This is a genomic window from Rhodococcus sp. UYP9 (assembly GCF_040547235.1).
Classification (GTDB): domain Bacteria; phylum Actinomycetota; class Actinomycetes; order Mycobacteriales; family Mycobacteriaceae; genus Rhodococcoides.
Genome location: NZ_JBEPPH010000001.1, coordinates 189,685 through 209,340 on the forward strand (window position 1 = coordinate 189,685; position 19,656 = coordinate 209,340).

Annotated in this window: 18 protein-coding genes; 9 read left to right on the forward strand and 9 right to left on the reverse strand. The window is 62.4% G+C overall.

Going from position 1 to position 19,656, the window contains the following annotated elements; translation table 11 throughout:
* Nucleotides 1-36 precede the first annotated feature (36 nt).
* The 3 genes from ABIB36_RS00970 to ABIB36_RS00980 all read right to left on the reverse strand — a co-directional run bounded on the left by ABIB36_RS00970 (nt 37) and on the right by ABIB36_RS00980 (nt 4,159).
* Nucleotides 37-2,229, reverse strand: coding sequence for an acyl-CoA dehydrogenase family protein (locus ABIB36_RS00970; RefSeq protein WP_354558911.1), 2,193 nt, complete (start codon nt 2,227-2,229; stop codon nt 37-39).
* A 36-nt stretch (nt 2,230-2,265) separates the two neighbouring features.
* Entirely contained in the window at nt 2,266-3,441 is a 1,176-nt protein-coding gene (locus ABIB36_RS00975) for a steroid 3-ketoacyl-CoA thiolase (RefSeq protein WP_354558913.1), read from the reverse strand.
* 106 nt (nt 3,442-3,547) lie between these two features.
* A complete protein-coding gene (locus tag ABIB36_RS00980) occupies nt 3,548-4,159 on the reverse strand; it encodes a TetR/AcrR family transcriptional regulator (RefSeq protein ID WP_084347649.1) in 612 nt (203 codons plus the stop codon).
* Between the two features lie 239 nt (nt 4,160-4,398).
* Here ABIB36_RS00980 and ABIB36_RS00985 point away from each other — a divergent pair, with 239 nt between their 5' ends.
* Nucleotides 4,399-5,925 carry an FAD-dependent oxidoreductase gene (locus ABIB36_RS00985; RefSeq protein ID WP_084348052.1) on the forward strand — a complete coding sequence of 509 codons (1,527 nt, stop codon included), beginning with the start codon at nt 4,399-4,401 and terminating at the stop codon, nt 5,923-5,925.
* Here the strand turns inward: ABIB36_RS00985 and hsaA are convergent, their stop codons facing one another.
* Nucleotides 5,926-7,092 (reverse strand): 3-hydroxy-9,10-secoandrosta-1,3,5(10)-triene-9,17-dione monooxygenase oxygenase subunit, encoded by a 1,167-nt coding sequence (hsaA, locus tag ABIB36_RS00990; protein ID WP_354558915.1) that lies wholly within the window; start codon nt 7,090-7,092, stop codon nt 5,926-5,928. It abuts the gene before it with no gap.
* Between the two features lie 196 nt (nt 7,093-7,288).
* Between hsaA and ABIB36_RS00995 the strand changes: the two genes are divergently transcribed.
* The 3 genes from ABIB36_RS00995 to ABIB36_RS01005 are packed head-to-tail and all read left to right on the forward strand — an operon-like array spanning nt 7,289 to nt 9,504.
* Nucleotides 7,289-8,452: a 3-ketosteroid-9-alpha-monooxygenase, oxygenase component gene (locus ABIB36_RS00995; RefSeq protein ID WP_084347645.1), complete on the forward strand. Its 1,164-nt coding sequence runs from the start codon at nt 7,289-7,291 to the stop codon at nt 8,450-8,452.
* The gene (locus ABIB36_RS01000; RefSeq protein ID WP_084347643.1) at nt 8,430-8,690 is read left to right on the forward strand and encodes a hypothetical protein; all 261 of its coding nucleotides are present in this window, start codon (nt 8,430-8,432) and stop codon (nt 8,688-8,690) included. The genes ABIB36_RS00995 and ABIB36_RS01000 overlap by 23 nt, the downstream gene beginning before the upstream one ends.
* A gap of 22 nt (nt 8,691-8,712) precedes the next feature.
* Nucleotides 8,713-9,504 carry an SDR family NAD(P)-dependent oxidoreductase gene (locus ABIB36_RS01005; RefSeq protein WP_084347641.1) on the forward strand — a complete coding sequence of 264 codons (792 nt, stop codon included), beginning with the start codon at nt 8,713-8,715 and terminating at the stop codon, nt 9,502-9,504.
* An 81-nt stretch (nt 9,505-9,585) separates the two neighbouring features.
* Here ABIB36_RS01005 and bphC read toward each other — a convergent pair whose 3' ends face one another.
* From bphC to ABIB36_RS01025, 4 genes are all read right to left on the reverse strand, one after another.
* Nucleotides 9,586-10,527, reverse strand: a complete 942-nt coding sequence (bphC, locus tag ABIB36_RS01010; RefSeq protein ID WP_084347639.1) for a biphenyl-2,3-diol 1,2-dioxygenase — start codon at nt 10,525-10,527, stop codon at nt 9,586-9,588.
* A 28-nt stretch (nt 10,528-10,555) separates the two neighbouring features.
* On the reverse strand, nt 10,556-11,734 hold the full coding sequence (locus ABIB36_RS01015; protein WP_084347637.1) for an acyl-CoA dehydrogenase family protein: 1,179 nt from the start codon (nt 11,732-11,734) through the stop codon (nt 10,556-10,558).
* A 110-nt stretch (nt 11,735-11,844) separates the two neighbouring features.
* Nucleotides 11,845-13,560, reverse strand: a complete 1,716-nt coding sequence (locus ABIB36_RS01020; protein WP_354558919.1) for an FAD-binding protein — start codon at nt 13,558-13,560, stop codon at nt 11,845-11,847.
* Entirely contained in the window at nt 13,557-14,435 is an 879-nt protein-coding gene (locus ABIB36_RS01025) for an alpha/beta fold hydrolase (RefSeq protein WP_084347633.1), read from the reverse strand. Before ABIB36_RS01025 ends, ABIB36_RS01020 begins: the two co-directional genes overlap by 4 nt.
* Before the next feature lie 195 nt (nt 14,436-14,630).
* On the opposite strand from ABIB36_RS01025, the gene ABIB36_RS01030 reads away from it, so the two are divergent.
* Nucleotides 14,631-15,167, forward strand: a complete 537-nt coding sequence (locus ABIB36_RS01030) for a flavin reductase family protein (RefSeq protein ID WP_084347631.1) — start codon at nt 14,631-14,633, stop codon at nt 15,165-15,167.
* Nucleotides 15,168-15,239: 72 nt separating this feature from the next.
* Here the strand turns inward: ABIB36_RS01030 and ABIB36_RS01035 are convergent, their stop codons facing one another.
* Nucleotides 15,240-16,133, reverse strand: a complete 894-nt coding sequence (locus ABIB36_RS01035; protein WP_354558921.1) for an IclR family transcriptional regulator — start codon at nt 16,131-16,133, stop codon at nt 15,240-15,242.
* 209 nt (nt 16,134-16,342) lie between these two features.
* Here ABIB36_RS01035 and ABIB36_RS01040 point away from each other — a divergent pair, with 209 nt between their 5' ends.
* From ABIB36_RS01040 to ABIB36_RS01055, 4 genes are all read left to right on the forward strand, one after another.
* Entirely contained in the window at nt 16,343-17,236 is an 894-nt protein-coding gene (locus ABIB36_RS01040; protein ID WP_354558922.1) for a TIGR03619 family F420-dependent LLM class oxidoreductase, read from the forward strand.
* Entirely contained in the window at nt 17,233-17,715 is a 483-nt protein-coding gene (locus ABIB36_RS01045; protein ID WP_084347625.1) for a nuclear transport factor 2 family protein, read from the forward strand. The genes ABIB36_RS01040 and ABIB36_RS01045 overlap by 4 nt, the downstream gene beginning before the upstream one ends.
* A gap of 205 nt (nt 17,716-17,920) precedes the next feature.
* Nucleotides 17,921-18,862 (forward strand): 3-oxoacyl-ACP reductase, encoded by a 942-nt coding sequence (locus ABIB36_RS01050; protein WP_084347623.1) that lies wholly within the window; start codon nt 17,921-17,923, stop codon nt 18,860-18,862.
* Nucleotides 18,859-19,602 carry an SDR family NAD(P)-dependent oxidoreductase gene (locus ABIB36_RS01055; RefSeq protein WP_084347621.1) on the forward strand — a complete coding sequence of 248 codons (744 nt, stop codon included), beginning with the start codon at nt 18,859-18,861 and terminating at the stop codon, nt 19,600-19,602. Before ABIB36_RS01050 ends, ABIB36_RS01055 begins: the two co-directional genes overlap by 4 nt.
* The last annotated feature ends 54 nt before the right edge of the window (nt 19,603-19,656 follow it).

Here is a 19,656-nt window from a genome sequence, read left to right on the forward strand (position 1 = left end):
GATTCCTTCGATCTTTCGAGTGTGGTTGTCGGATGGTCACTTACCCGGCTCGGGATCCCGCGGAAGGCCCAACAACCGTTCGCCGATGATGTTGAGCTGAACGTTGGTGGTGCCGCCGGCTATCGACATGCACTGAGCGTTCAAGAACATGTGTTGCGCAGAGCTTCGGGGCTGCTCACCGACCAGAGACGACGGCCCGGCCCACTCCATCGCCACTTCCCACACCTGTTGAAGGTGTTCCACGCCGATAACTTTAGCGACCGAGGATTCCGCTCCGGGCTGGGCGCCGCTAAGTGTGCGTAGCGTGGTGCGCAGTGCGAGCAATCCCCCGGACTGGGCGTCGCACAGAACTTCACCGAGAACTGCCGATTGCTGGGCGTCGAGGCCGCTGGGCAATTCGGCGGCGAGACTCAACAACGCCTCACCGCCCGAGCCGAGAGATGAATCGTTCGACAACGAGACTCGTTCGTTGGCGAGTGTCGTTCGAGCCAATTTCCATCCGGCGCCGCTCTCCCCCACCAACATTTCGTCCGGAACGAACACGTCGTCGAAGAAGACCTCGTTGAACAACGATTCGCCGGTGATCTCTCGGAGAGGCCGGATGTCGAGCCCGGGACTGTTGCGCATGTCGACGAGGAAGTAGGACAAACCTTTGTGCTTGGCCACCGATGCGTCGGTGCGAGCGAGACAGATCCCCCAGTGCGCTTCACGCGCCATGGACGTCCAGACTTTCTGGCCCTGCAATCGCCAACCGCCGTCCACCTTGGTCGCCTTGGTACTCAATCCGGCGAGGTCGGAGCCTGCACCGGGTTCGGAGAACAGCTGACACCAACGAATGTCTCCGCGCAGGCTGGCCGGGACGAACTGCTCGACCTGCTCGGGGTTGCCGTGCTCGATGAGCGTGGGCACTACCCAGTTACCGATGATCATGTCGTATGGAACGAGAGAGAACGAGGCCAATTCCTCGGCGATCACCAGTTGTTCGACGGCGTCTGCCCCTCGACCCCACGGTGCCGGCAAATGTGGTGCTGTATAGCCTTTTTCGGCCAACAAGCGGATGCGATCGGCATCGTTCGAATCGGCAATCGCAGTAAGCTCGGATCGCACCTTCGCGCGAACCTGCTCGGCTTCGGGTGGAAGCTCTACTTCGAGTGAACGCCGGGTCCCGGCGAGCGTCGCAGCGGTCACCCGAGAACGCCAGGACGCGGTCGAGCCGAGCATGAGCAGCAAGGTCTGCGCCCGCCGAAGATAGAGGTGCGCGTCGTGTTCCCAGGTGTATCCGATGCCGCCGAGGATCTGGATGCAGTCCTTGGTCAACGAGAATGCAGCATCGAGTGCGGTGGCTCCAGCTACCGCAGCAGCCAGGGACACCTCCGCGGGAGGCTCACCTGCGTCCGCTGCACGGGCGGCGTCCCATGCGCACACGCGTGCTTGCTCGCTGCGGATGAGCATGCGCGCGATGCGGTGCTTGACGCCTTGAAATTGACCGATGATGCGCCCGAACTGCTTGCGCGTTCGCGCGTAGTCACCTGCAGTGCGCACCGCCCAGTCCGTGACACCCGACGCCTCGGCGGAGAACAGTATTGCCGCCAGATCCACTACGCGTTGGGCATCGATCGAGAGGACGTCGCCGGGTGCGAGGGAGATACTGCGTGCAGTCGCAGTTGCGTTGCGTCGCACGAGATCATAGCTCTCCACGGCAGTGATCTCGAGGCGCTCCCGTGGGACGACGACGAATACAGTGTGGTTCTCGGCATCGAGCGCGGCCAGCAGGAAGAGATCACCGATCTGGCCACTGACGACGAAATCAGATGCACCGTCGAGTACCGACTGGTTCGCCTCGGAAGTCACGCGCAACGAACCGGGGTGCAGCGATATAGCGCCGATCGTCGAGCCGTCGGCCAGGGCTGCGAGCTCCTCGCCGCGACCTGCTTCGTCGAGTACCGCACTGAGAAGGACAGTCGAGAGGAACGGCCCCGGAACCAAGGCTCTACCGAGTTCCTCTGCCACCACGGCAGTTTCGCTCAATCCGCAGCCGGCGCCGCCATCTTCTTCCTTCAGATGCAGACCCAGCACGCCGAGCGCGGCCAGCGAGCTCCAGAAAGCGGGGCGCTCCTCGGTCTCGGCATCCACCGCACTGCGCAGGACGTCGGAGGTGACGGTACGGGCTGCCCATGCGCGAACCGCATCGGTGAGGTCCCGCTCTTGTTCGGTCAATGCCATTGTCATGAAAGGTCTCGGCTCTCTCGTCGGTCGGGTGCGCTCTTACCGGATGCGTTCGATGATCGTCGCTGTCGACTGTGCACCACCGGCACACATCGTCACCAGCGCGGTGGACTTGTCGGAACGTTCGAGCTCGTGCAACGCCGAGGTGATCAACCGAGCTCCGGTCGAACCGACTGCGTGCCCCAGCGCAATAGCGCCGCCGTTCACGTTCACCTTCGACATATCGGCGCCGTGAACCTGGGCCCAGGACAACACCACCGAAGCGAAGGCCTCGTTGATTTCCACCAGATCGATGTCGGCAAGCGACATCTTGGCGCGTTCGAGCACGAGCGCGGTGGACTCGATCGGACCATCGAGGTGATAGTAAGGATCCGAGCCGATCATTGCCGAGGCGAGGATCCGTGCACGCGGGCGGACTCCGAGCTCATGCGCCCGTGCCTCGCTCATCAGCAGCACTGCTGCCGCGCCGTCACTGATCTGCGAAGAGTTGCCGGCGGTATGAATCTGATTCGGCATCACGGGCGCAAGACCAGCGAGGGCGGCCGCGCTCGTCTCACGTAGTCCCCCATCGCGTTCCACGCGCACACTCTCGCCGGTGGGGGCGCCATCTTCGCCTAGTACTGGAACGTCGACCGGGACGATTTCGCGGTCGAAGACCCCCTCCGCCCACGCCCGGCCGGCCCGCTGTTGCGAGAGCAGGCCCAACGCGTCGGCGTCTTCCCGCGTGATTCCGCGAAGATCGGCGATGCGTTGTGCCGAGGTGAACTGGTCACCCATGTCGATGGTCCAGTCCGGCGGGTACGGGTTTCCGGTTTCCGGGGTCGCGGCTTGACCGAGGAAGACCCGGCTCATCACCTCGACACCGCATCCGATACCGGCATCGATCTGGCCGGATGCAATGAGACCGGCGACCATGTGTACGGCCTGTTGGGATGATCCACAGGCACAGTCGATGGTCGTCGACGCGGTGCCGTAGGGCAGTCCGGCGTGCAGCCATGCCTGCCGAGTCACGTTGTTCGACTGTTCGCCCGCTTGGGTGACGCAACCGCCGACGACCTGACCCACGCTCGCTGCCGAGACGGAGGATCGGTCGAGAACTGCGCGCTGCGCGACGCCGAGGAGCGTGGCGGGATGCACGCCCGACAGGGCCCCTCGCCGACGTCCGATAGGTGTTCTGGCCGCCTCGACGATTACCGGGGTGTTCTGAGCAAGCATGTCGACTCCTCGAGACATTACCGCCGCGCGAAGCGACGTCGAATTTCTGAAATGTATTCTACTTTTTACGATAATGCACTGCATTCGAGCACTGCGGGTCCACTGTTCAGCGAGGCGACAGATCGACGAGAAGCAGATCGCATCCTCGGCGAATGTCGTGCTCCGCGTCGAGAATCGACACCCGCCCGTTCAGGCAGGACTGAATGACCCCGAACCAAAGTTGCACGACCAATCGAAGGGCCGTCAGATCCGATTCGGTGGGCGTTTCGATTCCGGCCGCCTCGAGCAGGAGCTGGCGGAACGCCAGATCGACCTTCGCCGCATCGGGCACGGCCGCGACGTTGGAAGCCGTCGTGGATTGAATCATGGCCGTCGACAGCAGCGGCCGGCGCAGCAACCCACGCGTGGCGCGCACCAGTACGTCGTACACCGCGTCACTGGGCCGCGCTGCGGCAGATGATCCTTTCGCGAAGCCCGAGCCCATACGGTCGATCTGATCGACCATCACCGCGACGAAAAGATGAGTCTTCGACGGGAAGTACCGGTACAGCGTCCCGATAGCAACGCCCGCAGCCTTGGCTACGTCGTGCATCTGGACGCGTGCGAGTTCCTTCTCGGCACCGAGTGCTGCCGCTGCCTGGATTATGCGGACGTGCCGAGCGTGCTGCTCGACCGAACTCGGCTCTGCGGCATCGCGAACTTCGGCAATTCTCGGCACTCTCGTTCATCCCTCCCGAGACTTCTCACGCTGGGCCTACGCAACGGTAGGTTCGTTCGTCGTTCGATCTTGACATCTCGCTTCGGATTCTTCGACTTTTGCCCGCTCAGTGAGACCCGGGGTACGCAACCAATGAAAGTACTGTTGCGTGGTTCACCGCATCTTCGTGTACTCGACCCGCCCGCATGTCGAAGTACACGCATCATCACCGCGGGCACTTCGAAACGGAGAACACCACCATGCACGAGTCGATCGAGTGCGATGTCCTGGTCATCGGTTCGGGCGGCGGCGCTCTGACCGGCGCATATTGTGCCGCAGAAGCCGGTCAGGACACGCTGGTCCTCGAAAAGACACCACTACTCGGTGGCACGTCCGCCTACTCCGGCGGAGCCGTATGGCTACCCGGCACCGCTGTCCAGGACCGCGCGAACATCGGAGATTCGACGGCGAAGGCACGGGAATACCTTCGAGCCGTCGTCGGTGATTACGAGGTCGAACGGCAAGAGGCATTCGTCTCGACGGCACCCGCCGTCGTCGATCTACTCGAGAAGAACCCGAACATCGAATTCGAATGGCGTCCGTTCCCGGACTACTTCCGCGCGCCCGGCCGAATGGATTCCGGACGAGCGATCAATGCCCTCGACATCGAGCCCTCTGCCGTCGGCGATCTGCTCGAGCGCGTCCGCCCCGAACTCGATGCAGATCGTGACGGAGCGCCGCACCCCGAGGGCAAGCTCGGCGGTGGACGTTCACTGATCTCTCGCCTGTTGTTGGCTCTGGAAAGCACGGGTAACTCTCGGGTGCTGACCGAGACGGCGTTGACGGAGCTGATCGTCGAGAACGACGCAGTAGTCGGCGCCATGGCGACCGGACCCGATGGGAAGACACTGCGCATCCTCGCGCGTCGCGGCGTCCTGCTCGCCGCAGGCGGTATCGAAAAGGATCAGCCACTGCGAGATGCAGAGTCGATGCCGGGCCTAGCAAAGTGGAGCATGGCACCGCAAGGCTCGAATACCGGCGATGCAATCCAGGCTGCGGTCCGGATCGGTGCAGACACCACATTGGCCGGGCAAGCGTGGTATTGCCCCGGCGTCGCCTTGCCGGATGGGTCAGCGGCATTCATGGTCGGTGTCCGCGGCGGACTGCTCGTCGACGACGCCGGCAAGCGCTACCTCAACGAGTCGCTTCCGTACGACCAGTTCGGTCGCGCGATGATCGAGCACGGTAGCGAGCGGTCGTACCTCGTATTCGAGGCGGCCGACAGCGGACCGGTCATTCCGACCATTTCGATTCCGTCGGTGGCCGCGGACGCTCATCTCGCGGCCGGTACATGGGTCATGGCCGACACGATCGAAGAACTGGCAGCACTGCTCGAGGTTGCCCCCGAGGTTCTTCGCAACACCGTCGAGCAGTTCAACGAATACGCGAGCACCGGTATCGACGAGCAGTTCCATCGCGGCGAGGACCCCTACGACAAGTTCTTCTGCCGGCCCGTTCCCGAACTGCCGAATGCTGCCTTGACGCCACTGAAGAAGGGGCCGTACGTCGCCGCACGCATTGTGTTGAGCGACCTGGGAACCAAGAGCGGAGTGCGCACCGACGTCGATGCTCGGGTACTGCGTGAGAACGACACCCCGATCGCGGGCCTCTACGCGGCCGGAAACACCAGCGCCTCGCTCAGTGGCGCGAAGTATCCAGGCCCGGGCGTGCCGCTCGGCACCGCAATGGTTTTCGCCTACCGAGCAGTTCGCGCCATGCTGTCCTGATCAGACCAGATTGTCCTCTACCGGGAGGCCGAACGCGCCTTGGCCGAACAACGCCAAGGCGCGTTCGGCCTCGTTGGCCACGTGGACACTTCCGGCATGGACATCGCGCCACGCCCGTTCGATCACATTCCCCCGGTACAACGAGTGACCCCCTGCCGACTTGAACAACAGGTCCATCGCCTCCACCGCACGCTCGGTCGCTCGCACTTGATCACGTCGCGCACGCAGACGCATCGACATCGGTAGTTCTTCGCCTTCGAGCGCCAATTCCCACAGTTCGCGAACGTTGCGCTCCAACTGCAGAATCGCGGCATCGATCTCCGAGGATGCGCGCGCAATGGCGACCTGGGCGAACTGATCGTGCACGAACCTCCCGCCACCCAGGCTCAGACGCACTCGTTCGCGCATGTTGGCCAGATAGCGTTCGTAGCACCCTGCCACGATTCCGACTCCGGGTGACGCGACCGCAGTGGTGAAGATCGTGGCGAACGGAAGCCGGTACAGCGGCCCCCGGTTCACTTTCTGGCCCGGACCCCGAAGTTGCGCAGTTTCGTAGTTGCTCTTGGTGCGGTACTCGGGGACGAAGCAATCGACGATACCGATCTCGTTGCTGGCGGTGCCTCGCATTCCCATCACGTCCCATACATCCCGGATGCGGTAGTCCGAGCGCGGAACCAGGACGGTGAGGAAGTCCAGGGGGCGCCCTTCCTCGCCGACCACGATCGCACCCAGCAGCGCCCACGCCGCGTGGTCACACCCGGAGGAAAAATGCCATTCCCCGCTGAGGCGGTACCCGCCTTCGACAGGGCGCAGCCGCCCGACCGGTGCATATGCGGAAGATACGAGTGTGTCGTTGTCACGTTCCCACACATCGCTCTGCGCTCGATCGTCGAAGAGCGCGAGATGCCACGGGTGGACCCCCAGTACGGAAGTCACCCAACCGGTGGAACCACAGGAGCCCGAGATCATTCGAACCGCGTCGAAGAATCGGGCCGGATCGGATTCGGTACCGCCGTAGCGCTTGGGTTGAAGCAACCGGAAGACCCCGGTCGTACCCAGCTCGTGGATCATCTGGTCCGACACACGTCCGGTTTCGTCGACCTTGGCTGCGGCTTCGGCAATCATCGGCAGTAGATCGCGGACAGCACCCAGGACGTCGGTAGTCATACTCGAACGATAATCCGGTTCCGCTGCCATCGAGCGAATGGGTCGCTGATCGAGACCACGAATTCCTCCTGAAAAGTCCGAGTCCCGTCCAGTGAGAACTCACCGACTTCGGTGTCGGAGGTCACCTAGCGTTGCTACAAACACGGCAACGACCAGATCGCCGTTGGACTTCTCCACAAGACAGGACGGGACCACTGTGACCATCCAGCAGAACACGAGCGAAGAAGTACGAGAGATCGAAGCCGGCGCCGCGCCCACGCGCTTCGCCCGCGGTTGGCACTGCATCGGTTTGTCGGCCGACTTCAAGGACGGCAAGCCCCACTCCATCGAGGCCTTCGGGACCAAGCTTGTCGTCTTCGCCGACAGCTCGGGCACGCTCGCCGTCCTCGACGGATACTGCCGCCACATGGGTGGCGACCTCACTCAGGGAACGATCAAGGGTGACGAGGTCGCCTGCCCGTTCCACGATTGGCGTTGGGGAAGCAACGGAAAGTGCAAGAGCATTCCTTACGCGCGTCGCGTGCCCCCGCTGGCACGTACGCGTTCGTGGCATGTCCTCGACCAGGACGGCATGTTCTTCGTATGGAACGATCCCGAGGGCAACGCCCCGCCGGCAGAGGTGACCATTCCCCGCATCGAGGGCGCACTCGACGATGGTTGGTCCGACTGGGTCTGGTACCGCACCGAGGTGGACACGAACTGCCGTGAGGTCGTCGACAACATCGTCGACATGGCGCACTTCTTCTACGTGCACTACTCCTTCCCCACCTACTTCAAGAACGTGTTCGAAGGGCACGTCGCCAGCCAGTACATGAACGGGCAGTCACGTGAGGACATGCGTCCGAACACAGCCGGCCAGCCCAAGTCGCTCGGCAACAGTTCGGATGCAACCTATTTCGGACCTTCCTTCATGGTCGATGATCTGACGTACAAGTTCGATACCCACGACGTGAATTCGGTGCTGATCAACTGCCACTACCCGGTCAGCGCAAACAAGTTCGTTCTGCAGTACGGCATGATCGTCCAGAAATCCGCCGAACTCCAAGGCGATGCCGCCGAGGAAACGGCGAGGAACTTCGGAACCTTCATCGCCAAGGGCTTCGAACAGGACATCGAGATCTGGAAGAACAAGTCACGCATCGAAAACCCGCTGCTCTGCGAGGAAGACGGTCCGGTCTACCAGCTTCGCCGGTGGTACCAGCAGTTCTACGTCGACGTAGCCGACGTAACTCCGGAGATGACGGAACGATTCGAGTTCGAGCTGGACACCACACGTCCTGTCGAGTCGTGGAAGAAGGAAGTCGAAGCCAACGTCGCTCGGAAGTTGGAGGAGCAGAATGCAACCGCTTCGGTGCAGTGAGTGCAGTGCGCAGGTGCTCGTTGCGAAGAACAGTTGGGAACACACATCGATCCAGTGGGACGAAGCAGCACGCGCTCTCTGCCATGAAATCGACAACGTTGCTCCCGACGACGGCCGGCTCGGCGCACCCAGCCGGGGTTGTCACGCACTGAGCGCAAGCATCGTCGATGCTGCCAACCGCGGCGACGTCGTCGTCACCGACAGCGATCCGGTCCCGACGCCGATCGTCGTCGACTGACGCTCTTCAGAAAGGCTCTTCCATGATCGATATCAAGCAGTACGGTCCCTGGGCGGTCATCGCCGGCGGTTCCGAAGGCGTCGGATCGGAATTCGCCGACCAGTTGAGCAAGGCAGGTTTCAACCTCGTTCTCATCGCTCGCAAGCCCGGCCCGCTAGAGGAGACCGCGACTCGCGTGCGCGCGAACGGCGTCGAGGTGCGGACGCTGGCACTCGATCTGCTCAACGCCGATGCAGTCGACGCTATTCGTACCGCGACCGAGGATCTCGAAGTCGGCTTGCTGATCTTCAACGCAGGCGCGAACAGCTACGGGCATGAGTTCGTCACCGGCGACCTGTCCGGCTTCCAGCAAGTGATCGACCTCAACATCACGTCGCAACTGCATTTGTCGCACTACTTCGGTGCTGCGATGCGCGAGCGCGGGCGCGGCGGCATCATCCTGGTTGGTTCGATGGCCGGTTACATGGGCTCCGAACACCAGAGCGTCTACGCGGCTTCGAAGGCTTTCGGGCGTATCTTCGCCGAGGGTCTGTGGCTGGAGCTGGCACCATTCGGCGTACACGTCGTCGACCTGGTCCTCGGGGTCACACGGACCCCAGCGATGGCACGCGCCGGGTTGAACTTCGACATACCCGGAATGCGTGTCTCCGAGCCTGCAGACGTAGCCCGCGAAGGGCTCGAACACATCACCGACGGGCCTGTCTGGGTCGCCGGTGGACACTACGAGACCGCCAAGAGCCGCAGCGGGTTCCCGCGCGGAGAGATGGTCGAAAAAGCTGCCGCAGGTATGAGGAAGCTACTCAACCGAGGCTGATTCACTTCGGCGAAGGCCTTCCGATACGCCAAAAGCGCTGCGCATTCATATGAATGCGCAGCGCTTTTCGTTGGGCTGCCGTCAGTTTCCTTGGGCTGCCTCAGCGGACGGAGTCGGCGCGAATGCTGCGAGCATCTCCGACCCGGACCAGTCGTGTCCCCAGTAGCTGTCGGCAGTGATTTCCTCCGAGGAGTAGTACCTCTCGTCGACGAGCTTGCCCTCGGTGCCGAATTCGAGATCCCATCCACCCGGTGCGCGGACGTAGAACGAGACCATCTTGTCGTTGGTGTGGCGACCGAGCGTGGAGGAGATGGAGAATCCCAGCTTCGCTACCCGATCGAGAGCCTGACCCACCGCGTCGAGAGTGTCGACCTCGGTCATCAGATGCACCATGCCTGGATCCTGGCTGTGCGGGGCCGGGCACAATGCCAAGCTGTGATGCCGCTCGTTGACACCCATGAACCGCACTCGCCGTGCAGGTCCGGCCCCGGGAGGACCGACGCGGATGGCCCCACGCGGCAGGAAACCCAACACGTCGGTGTAGAACGCGTATGTCTCGTCGATTGCCGGTGTCGGCAGAACGACATGGCCGAGTCCCTGCGGACCGGTGACGAACCGTCCACCGTGCGGAGTTACCACCGGGCTGTGATCGAGAACCGCTCCGAAGAACACCTCGACGCGGGTGCCCGACGGGTCGTCGAATGCGATCACTTGCTCGGCATCGCGATAGAGCGATTCTTCCTCGGACAGGACCTCGACAGCTCGACCCGACTTCTCCACCGCTTCACGGACGCGCTGAAGAGCGAACTGGTCACGGACCTCCCAGCCCACAGCCAACGCTTTGTCGGTGTCGCCGGGCAACACGATGAGCCTGGATCGACGCTCGTCGACGCGCAAGTAGAGGCCGTCGGCCTCCGGTCCCGATCCGACGGCCATGCCCAGCCCGTCGACAACGAGTTCGCGCCAGCGGGGCACATCCTTCGTCTGAATTCTGAGATAGCCCAGACCGCGTATTTCCGTCATCGTAAGTACCTTTCGTGGAGGAGGCTTGTCAGATCATCGAGCGATGGATGCCTTGCGGCTCACCGCCGAGCTGTGTCAAAGCCGAGGAATGGAAAATGGAACCGGGAACGTGAACAGCATGAGAGAGTCCCGCATGCGCGTCACGCCAGAACCGCTGCATCGGGAATTTCACATGAAGAGCGCCACCACCTGAACGGGCGAAAATTTCATCCACTGCCCGTACTGCTCGCCATGCTGCAGCAGTCTGCGTGCGACGGCCGATAGCTCGCATCTCGAAGGTGATCTCCTGCTTCTTCTCGGTCATGTCCCAGAAGCGATCCACGGTCTCGAGTACTGCGGCACGGGAGGCCGCGATCTCCGCGGCTGCATCGCCGATAGCGAACAACACATACGGATCTTCCTTGATGGCTGTTCCCGACACTGTTACCCGATCTCGCTGCGCGTCGAGATGGCATCCGAGGGCGCCTTCGGCGATGCCGATCAGTGACGAGGTGATCCCGAGCGGGAAAATGCACGAGAACGGGAAGTTGTAGAGAGTCTGCTCTCGCCCGAACTCCTTCGCCGCCATCCCGTTCATCACCTTCTCTGCAGCCAGAGTCCGGTAATCCGGAATGTACGCATTTTTGACGATGAGGTCCTTGGATCCGGTTCCGCGCAGTCCGACCACATTCCAGCTGTCCGGGTCGATCTCGTAGTCCGAGCGTGGAAGCAACACGTGCAGCATCTTCGGAGGCATCACGCGGTTGCCTTCGGCGTCACCGAGTGCGGCACCGATCATTATCCAACCGCAGTGATCGGTGCCCGAGGAAAACGACCACCGTCCGTTGAGGATGTAGCCGCCGTCGGTAGGCGTCGCGACACCCATCGGTGCGTACGGCGAGGCCATCCACATGTCGTTGTCTTCGCCCCACACCTCGTCCTGAGCCTTGCGATCGAAGAAAGCCAGCTCCCACGGATGGACGCCGACGATCCCGGATACCCAGCCTGCGGCACCGTCCATGGCACCGATACCCATCGCGGTCTCTGCGAATTCGCGAGGGTGAGACTCGTAGCCGCCGTACTCTTTCGGCGCCAGCATGCGCATGACTCCGGCGTCGCGTAGGCGCTTCGCCGAGGCATCGGACAAGCGCATCAGCTTGTCTCCTTCGACGCCCTCTGCGCGAATCTCGTCGGCGAACTGTGAGATGTTGTCAAGAACCTGACCCATGATGATCTCGGCTTTCTACTTCGTTGCCCGGCCGATGTGCGCAGGCGGTCGTCTTCTCCGTTGTACTGCATTTTTTCCACTGCGGAAGAAAGGGGTTCCTCCGGAGCGGATCAGACGCGCTTGGTGCGCCCGTTCGAATGTGCTCGATCGATCGACGACACCGTGCCCTGTGCATCGGCAGCATGCTCGGCTGCGATGTAGCCGAACACCATCGCCGGTCCGATCGTCGCTCCCGCTCCCGCGTACTCGTTCCCCATCACCGATGCGGATGTATTACCGGTCGCGTAGAGGCCCTCGATTGCGGAACCGTCGGTGCGAAGAACCCTGGCATGAGCGTCGGTGCTGAGCCCGCCCTTCGTGCCAAGATCACCGGGCTCACAACGAATTGCATAGAAAGGACCACGATCGATCTCGTCGAGACAAGGGTTCTTCATGGTGGGATCGCCGTAGTAGCGGTCGTAGGCGCTGTCACCCCGACCGAATTCCTCGTCCTTACCCGACCGCGCGTACCCGTTGAATCGAGTGATGGTGGCGGCGAGCGCGTCGGCAGGGACGTCGATCTTCGCGGCAAGTTCCGCGAGAGTGTCGGCCTTGTGGACGACCCCCGAGTCGTAGAAACCCTGAGGAAAAGGCATTCCCGGCAGCACCTGTGCAAACGGGTAACGCGACCGGGCTTTGGTATCCATCACGAACCAAGCCGGAACGTGACCACCTTCGAGCTGGTCGTGAACGAAGTTCACGTAGGGAGAGGATTCGTTGGTGAACCGCTGTCCCCTGCTGTCGACGATCACCGACGGCGGAATGCAGCGCTCGGAGACCAACGGGATGACCGCGCCCATCGGATGCAGAACGGAAGGCATCCACCATGCGTCGTCCATCAATGCGACATCGGCGCCGATGGCAAGGCCGGCAACGATTCCGTCACCGGTGTTCTCGCGAGCACCGGAACTGATGTCGGCCGTTCCGTGCTCTGGCAGGTAGCGCGAACGCATCTCCAAGTTGTGCTCGAATCCGCCGGTAGCGAGGAGGACACCTTTTCGAGCCGCGATGCGGATCGTGTCGTCGCCGCGCTGTGCCACGACTCCGCGTACCACTCCGGCGTCGTCGACGATGAGCTCGGTCATCGAGGTCTGCAGCCATACCGGAACACCGGAGTCTTTGAGGACCATCCGCAGTCGCGCCACGAGAGCGCGTCCACCGGTCGCCATGTGGCGTCGACGAACGACGTTCGACGCCACCCGCCACGCCGCGACCATGGATGCTCGACGACCCCTCCACGTACGCTTCACCATCGCGAGGTCGTGGTAATCCTTCGAGGTGACCCAGAGTCCGAGCGGGCCCTTCATGCTGTTGGGACGCTGGAACTTCTCGTCGTCGCCGAGTGCACGGGTATCGAACGGCTGGCATTCGATAGTGCGACCCAATGCGCTGCCACCCTCGTTCTCGGGGTGATAGTCGGAGTAGCCCTTGACCCAGTACAACTTCATGTGCGGACTCTTGTCCAGCAGCTGCATCAACGCTGGACCGTTGTCGACGAACGCATCCAGACGCTCTGCCGGGACCGTGCCGTCGGTGATGCTGTCCAGGTACGTGCGGATCGACTCACGAGAGTCGACGACACCCTTCTCCACGAGAGTGGGAGCATTCGGGATCCAAATGCCGCCGCCGGATATCGCGGTGGAACCGCCGTATGTCACACCCTTTTCGATGACGAGGGTGTCGAGCCCGCGGTTGGCTGCTGCTACTGCGGCAGCCATACCTCCGCCGCCGCTTCCCACGATGAGGAAATCGACTGTTTCGTCGAACTGTTCCGAATCGATACTCATTTTTGGACGGCGTCCTCTCTCAGAAGAAAAGCAATTACTGCACTTTCGAAGGCGGCTTTCTGTTCGATCATCGCCCAGTGACCACACTTCGGGAATACGTGTAGTTCGGCATTGGGTATCAGACGCATCGGCAGCAGCGCCATGTCCATTGGACTCACGCGATCGTCTCGACCCCAGGTCAGCAGGGTCGGAGCTTGTACGCGGTGCAGCTGAGCCCAGTACGGTGCCTCCGTCGACTTCGCAGCGGCCGCCGCATTTGCGGCAAAAGCCGCGCTGCTGTACATCTTCCGGGCACTCGCAAGGGTCTCGGGATCAGTTGCCTGGACCCACCGTTCCTCGATCAGTTCCTCGGTGACCATGGCGGGGTCGTACACCATGGAGTGCAACCAAGAAACGAGGCGATCCCTGGTCGGATCGTCGGTGAACTCCATCAGCAGTTTGATACCTTCACCCGGTCCGGGGCTGAAAATATTTCTTCCGATGCCACCGATGGTGACCAGCTTCGAGACTCGCTCGGGGTGTTCGATCGCGAATCGAGTCGCGACTATCCCGCCCATGGAATTGCCCAGCAAAGCAACTTTGTCGAGGCCGAGGCCGTCGAGGAATCGCGAAACCGCGTCCATGGCAGTGACCATCGGATGTCCACCGAAGTCGTCGCTGACACCGAAACCCGGAAACTCGAGCACGTAGGTGTGGAAATGCTCGGCGAATACATCGATGTTGCCGCGAAAGTTTCGCCAACCCGTGACGCCGGGGCCCGATCCGTGCAGCAGCACCAGTGGTGGGCCGTCGCCGGCTTCGTAGTACCGAAGTACGCCGAGATCGGTGCGAAGCTCCTTTTTCGAGCTTTCCTGGACACTCGAGACAGTGGTCATGTGCGCACACGTTGCCACCAGCAGGCCGCTGGATCGTCCCTCATCCCGGTCAGCGAGACCACCCGATATCCGTGACCGCGTTCGCCGGCCGATTCCACTGAACGAGACGGCACTGTCGGAGTGTGCACGGAGCTACCTAACCTGGAACTCGATCGCCGAAAGCCTCGGCGACACAACGAAACCGAAAGGTGCGCGATGTCGATCGAGTCGATGGAATCCGTCCTCACCACCGTCAGCACGGCACCGACGCCGCACGAGATGCGCCACGCCATGAGCCACTTCGCCAGTGGCGTCACCGTGATCACCGGTCTCTCCGATGACGGGCCGATCGGGTTCTGCTGCCAGTCGTTCGCGTCGGTCTCACTCGAACCTCCACTGATTCTGTTCTGCGCCGATCACCGGGGCCGCGCCTGGCCGCGCATCCAGGAGATCGGCCGCTTCACCGTCAACGTGCTACGCGAGGACCAGGGGGACATGTGCTCTCGCTTCGGTTCCAGTCGAGGAACGAAGTTCGAGGGTCTGGACTGGACACGATCGGCTTGGGGAACTCCGGCCCTGCCGGATGTGTTGGCGCGCGTGCATTGCGAAGTGGAGACAGTCCACCGTGCCGGTGACCACGACATTGCCATCGGACGAGTTCTCGGCCTCGAAGCCCTCGGCGAGCAGCGCCCGATGGTCTTCTACCGCGGCGCCTTCGGCCTCGCCGACACGGCCGGCATCTCGGGCACCTGAGGCCCGAAAGCTATGCCGAATCAGCGGACACTTCCGATGTGCAAGCGTCGAGCAAAGTTCGACGCTTGCACATCAGAGCCAGTGCCCGGACTGAACCGCCAGCAGCTGATCCAACGTTTCGGTCGACCAGGAGCTCTCGTGCGCGTGCGGAACGAGAGAACGTCGGCGAGGGTTTTCGAGGGCGGGAAACATGGTCTTGGTGACTTCGCGGACCGCGTCGACGACGAGTGGAGCAACCCGTTCCAGTTGGACGATTCCCGCATCGCCGGAAAGCGAGATGCCGGCCACCGGCCCTTCCACCGTTCGGACAGCAGCACCGACACATCCGATCCCGCGGACGGATTCACCCCGCTCGAACGCCAAACCGCGCCGCTGCCGAATGCGGTTGAGTTCGCTGTGCAACGTGGTGATGTCGGAGATGGTGGTGTCGGTACTACGTTCGAGGCGTTCCCCGAGCAACCGATCCACTTCCTCCGGGTCCAACCACGCCAGCATCGCTTTTCCGCTCGCGCTTGTGTGGGCGGGTACCCGACCACCGACCCGGGTCGGGATGGCGGTCGCGCCGCGGCCACCGAGCTTGTCGAGGTACACGCTCATGCCCCCGTCGAGGACCGTGAGATGCACGACCAGTCCGGTGCGCACATGCAAGTTGTGCAGCAGGGGTGCGGCCGCAGCTCGGACCTGACTGTGGTTGTTGTCGCCTCCACCGAGACCGATCGAACGGCGACCGAGGCAATAGCCGAAGCTGGCGTGGTCGACCCAGTTCAGACGTACCAGCTGGTCGAGGATTCGGTACACGGTGGACCTGGGCAGCTCCGTACGGCAGGCCACCTCCTCCAACGTCAGGCGGGAAGCTCGACCATCGAACGCATCGAGGATCAACGTCATGCGTTCCACCATCGAAGGCGGTAGATCCTTTTTTTCTGCAGCACCGGGTGTTGAGGTGTTTGGACCGACCGAGTTCATCCGGTGCCTCCGCAATCGGCAGTAAGCCTGCCGGTAAAATTGAAATGAATTCTTGAAATGGTAACAGTTGTTCGCCTCACAGAGAAGAGGGTCCGCCATCCCGATGCCGGCACCGAGTCCGGTGAACGGGAACTACCGACGCATCCGATCGCCAGAGGTACTAGAGATGGAGGTATGCAACCTTCTCGTCCAACCTCGGAGCGTCACCGATGCACATTGGAATAACGTCCCCGATCGTCGTTCAACACCCGAGCAATGCGGCGGACTGGGAGGCGGGCGCGGGCATCGAGGAGCTGGTCCGCATTGCGCGCCAGGCCGACCGACTCGGATTTCATCACCTGACCTGCAGTGAGCACGTCGCCGTACCGGTCGATATCGCCGCCGAGCGTGGTGCAACGTACTGGGATCCGCTGGCCACACTCGGTTTCCTCGCCGCGCACACCGACCGAATCAAGCTGGCCACCCAGGTTCTGGTTCTCGGTTATCACCATCCACTCGCCATTGCCAAGCGCTACGGCACACTCGACGTCGTCAGCGGCGGCCGGCTGATACTCGGTCTCGGAGTCGGCAGTCTCCAAGAAGAGTTCGAACTGCTCGGCGCCGAGTTCGAGGGCCGCGGAGCCCGCGCAGACGACGCACTCGCAGCACTGCGGGCATCGCTGTCGCAATCGAATCCGGAGTATCACGGCACGCACTACGATTTCGAAAACCTCGTGGTCAAGCCCCACGCAGTCCAGACACGAGTGCCCTTGTGGATCGGCGGACGGACCCCCCGCTCACTTCGACGAGCCCGAACCCAAGGCGACGGCTGGGTTCCGTTCGGCCTGCCGCTCGGCGATCTCGAAAGCATGCTGGCAAAGGGTGAGCAGCGAGAGGATTTCGAAGTGGTCTTGAGCGCAGGCGCGCCGCTCGACCCACTCGGCAACAGAGCCGCAGTCGCCGACTCGCTCGAGCGCCGACGCCAGGCCGGTGCCACTATCGTGAGCGCGTCGATCCACGCAACGAGTGCGGAACACTACTGCGATCAGCTCGCCACCCTCCGCACCATCGGCGACGAGCTGGGCGTGGAGTTCCATTCGAACCAGATCGGAGCAACATCATGACGGACACCGACCAGCTGCTGCAGAACCTCCTCGATCGAGTGAATGCTCTCGAGGACACGCTCGCGATCACGAAGTTGCTGGCCACCTACGGTCCAGCCGTCGACAGCGGATCGGCCGAGGCAGTTGCGCATCTGTGGACCGAAGACGGGGTGTACGACGTCGACACCGGCGTGCTGAACGGCCAGGCCGAGATCAAGGCCATGGTTCTCTCGCGCGCGCATCAGGGCTACATCAATGGTGGCTGCGCTCACCTGCTCGAACCCGGACATGTGCAATTGGACGGGCAGCGGGCCGTCGTGACGTGCAAGTCGCAGTTGATCCTGAATGACGGTGACGCGTACCGAGTCGCTCGCATCACCGCGAACCGGTGGGAATTGTCCAAGATCGGTGGGCAATGGAAGGTGACACGACGTACGAACCGACTGCTCGACGGCCGCGCGGAAGCTCGGGAACTGCTGGCGAAGGGCGTTCGAGACTGACCACGACGGTTTCAGGCCGACCAGGACGGGACCGGGGCACTCTCCTTTTCGGGGGATTGCCCCGGTCCCGTCGCTGTCTGCCTCGGGTGTCCAGAGCACCACCGCCACGGGGGTTCCGAAGAGCGATTCACGAACCGAAAGCGTGCGCATTCAGCTTATATGCGCTAGAAATAGAATTAACTCTAATTTTGAATGGAGGCTTTTCGTGAGCACAGCACTCGAATTGACCGGAAGAACAGCAATCGTGACCGGCGCAGGTGCCGGACTCGGCCGTGCAGAAGCAATGGCTCTCGGGGCTGCGGGAGCCGCGGTCGTCGTCAACGATATCGGCGACAATGCGCAGTCCGTCGCCGACGAAATCATCGCCGCAGGCGGCCAGGCGATCGCGGTCCTCGGGGACGTCTCGGACTGGTCTTTGGGCGAACGACTCGTGCAGTCGGCAAAAGAGAACTTCGGTTCGATGGACATTCTGGTCAACAACGCCGGGATCATTCGCGACAAGATGATCTTCAACCTGACCGAATCGGATTGGGACGATGTCATCCGGGTGCACCTCAAGGGGCACGCGGCCACCTCACATGCCGCCGCAGTTCATTGGCGAGCGCTCTCCAAGGAGGTCGGCGGCCCGATCTACGGTCGGGTCGTCAACACCGCTTCGGAGGCCTTCCTCTTCGGGTCCGCCGGCCAACCGAACTACTCGGCAGCCAAGGCCGGGATCGTCGCCCTCACACTCTCGACTTCTCAGGGGCTCTCGCGCTACGGCGTTCGGGCGAATGCAATCTGCCCTCGTGCGCGTACCGCGATGACCGCTCAGGCATTCGGGGAGAACACCGATCCGGAAGCGATCGAGGATCCGCTCTCCCCCGACCGGGTCGCCACTCTCGTCCACTACCTCGCCAGCGAAGCTTCGGAAGAAATCACCGGACAGGTCTTCGTCGTATACGGCAGAATGGTTGCCCTGATGGCAGCGCCCAAGGTCGAGAACACGTTCCAAACCACAGGTTCTAAATTCACCATCGACGAGCTGTCGGACAATCTGACACCGTACTTCTCCGGTCGCGGCCAGTACGAGACCTACTCCGCATACAGCGTGGCAGAGCTCGAGAAGACCGCATTGGCAGCCGTCGATTCGATGAGCGTCCGATGAGACTTCAAGGGAAAACGGCAATCATCACCGGCGGCGCAGGCGGCATCGGCCGCGCGATCACCACCGTCTTCGCCCGCGAAGGTGCCAATGTGTTCTTCGTCGACATCGACGAAGAAAAGGGAGCCGCACTCAGTGCCGAACTGGGCCCGAACGCCGAGTTCCTGTGCATCGACATCTCGCTTCCCGACTCGGCACAGACGATCTGCGACGCTGCCGTCGCCGCCTTCGGATCCGTCGACGTACTGGTCAACAACGCTCACGCGTCAAGGCAGGCACTGCTTGTCGATACGACGAGTGAGATGTTCGATCTGTCGTTCAACACCGGTTTCTACCCCACGGTGCACCTCATGCAGGCCTGCTACCCCCACCTGAAGGCCTCCTCCGGATCGGTGATCAACTTCGCTTCCGGTTCCGGGTTGGACGGAATGCCCACCCAGGCCTCCTATGCCGCAGCGAAGGAAGCAATTCGAGGGCTCAGCCGCGTTGCCGCCAACGAGTGGGCCGCGGACGGCATCAGAGTCAACGTGCTCTGCCCCTTCGCAGCAACCGAAGGCGTGCGCGCCTGGCAGGCTGCACACCCAGAGCGCGCCGCAGCGAGTGCCGCCAAGGTCCCGCTACAGCGAATCGGAGATCCCGAAACCGATATCGCTCCGGTGGCAGTGTTCCTCGCCTCCGAAGATTCCAAGTACATGACCGGACAGACACTGATGGCCGACGGCGGAAGCAACAAACTGCGCTGACGTCGATCGACCCGCTGCATTGAACATCACCGAGGTAGAGACCAACCAGGAGGA

What these genes read in the sequence shown, in the direction of transcription:
- ABIB36_RS00970 (WP_354558911.1), bottom strand. Translation starts at nt 2,229, where the DNA reads ATGACAATGGCATTGACCGAACAAGAGCGGGACCTCACCGATGCGGTT.
- ABIB36_RS00975 (WP_354558913.1), bottom strand. Translation starts at nt 3,441, where the DNA reads ATGCTTGCTCAGAACACCCCGGTAATCGTCGAGGCGGCCAGAACACCT.
- ABIB36_RS00985 (WP_084348052.1), top strand. Translation starts at nt 4,399, where the DNA reads ATGCACGAGTCGATCGAGTGCGATGTCCTGGTCATCGGTTCGGGCGGC.
- hsaA (WP_354558915.1), bottom strand. Translation starts at nt 7,092, where the DNA reads ATGACTACCGACGTCCTGGGTGCTGTCCGCGATCTACTGCCGATGATT.
- ABIB36_RS01000 (WP_084347643.1), top strand. Translation starts at nt 8,430, where the DNA reads ATGCAACCGCTTCGGTGCAGTGAGTGCAGTGCGCAGGTGCTCGTTGCG.
- ABIB36_RS01005 (WP_084347641.1), top strand. Translation starts at nt 8,713, where the DNA reads ATGATCGATATCAAGCAGTACGGTCCCTGGGCGGTCATCGCCGGCGGT.
- bphC (WP_084347639.1), bottom strand. Translation starts at nt 10,527, where the DNA reads ATGACGGAAATACGCGGTCTGGGCTATCTCAGAATTCAGACGAAGGAT.
- ABIB36_RS01015 (WP_084347637.1), bottom strand. Translation starts at nt 11,734, where the DNA reads ATGGGTCAGGTTCTTGACAACATCTCACAGTTCGCCGACGAGATTCGC.
- ABIB36_RS01020 (WP_354558919.1), bottom strand. Translation starts at nt 13,560, where the DNA reads ATGAGTATCGATTCGGAACAGTTCGACGAAACAGTCGATTTCCTCATC.
- ABIB36_RS01025 (WP_084347633.1), bottom strand. Translation starts at nt 14,435, where the DNA reads ATGACCACTGTCTCGAGTGTCCAGGAAAGCTCGAAAAAGGAGCTTCGC.
- ABIB36_RS01030 (WP_084347631.1), top strand. Translation starts at nt 14,631, where the DNA reads ATGTCGATCGAGTCGATGGAATCCGTCCTCACCACCGTCAGCACGGCA.
- ABIB36_RS01035 (WP_354558921.1), bottom strand. Translation starts at nt 16,133, where the DNA reads ATGAACTCGGTCGGTCCAAACACCTCAACACCCGGTGCTGCAGAAAAA.
- ABIB36_RS01040 (WP_354558922.1), top strand. Translation starts at nt 16,343, where the DNA reads ATGCACATTGGAATAACGTCCCCGATCGTCGTTCAACACCCGAGCAAT.
- ABIB36_RS01045 (WP_084347625.1), top strand. Translation starts at nt 17,233, where the DNA reads ATGACGGACACCGACCAGCTGCTGCAGAACCTCCTCGATCGAGTGAAT.
- ABIB36_RS01055 (WP_084347621.1), top strand. Translation starts at nt 18,859, where the DNA reads ATGAGACTTCAAGGGAAAACGGCAATCATCACCGGCGGCGCAGGCGGC.